The sequence below is a fragment of the Pseudomonas entomophila genome (assembly GCF_013523165.1).
GTDB classification, from domain to species: Bacteria; Pseudomonadota; Gammaproteobacteria; order Pseudomonadales; family Pseudomonadaceae; genus Aquipseudomonas; species Aquipseudomonas entomophila_A.
On record NZ_JAAMQI010000066.1, the window covers coordinates 1 to 368 of the forward strand.

1 protein-coding gene is annotated in these 368 nt (G+C 61.7%); it reads left to right on the top strand.

The window, feature by feature from the left end:
• The coding region (locus G7Z99_RS19675) for an immunoglobulin-like domain-containing protein (protein ID WP_181096826.1) at positions 1 to 368 on the top strand (368 nt) is incomplete at both ends.

Genomic DNA, 368 nt, shown 5'->3' on the forward strand with positions numbered 1-368 from the left:
CACCCTGGCAGCACAAGGTGATGACGTCTTCAAGGACGGCGAAACCGTGAAGCTGGGCGTGCAGAGCGCAGTCGATGCCGGTGGCAAAGGCTTCGAGAACCTGCAGCTGAGCACCACCCCAGCAACGCTGCAGATCACCGACACCATCAACGAAGTCGTTGCTACGCTTACCGCTGACAAGACCACCGTCACCGAAGGCGGTCAGATCACCTACACCGTGACCCTGATCAGCAAGGACGGCCTGCCGGTCACTGGCCACAAAGGCATGACCTTCACGCTGGAAGGTGGCGGTGTCGTCACCATCGAGGCGGGCAAGGCGAGCGGCACTTACGTACTGACGACCGCCGATGACGTGTACGTTGGCGGGC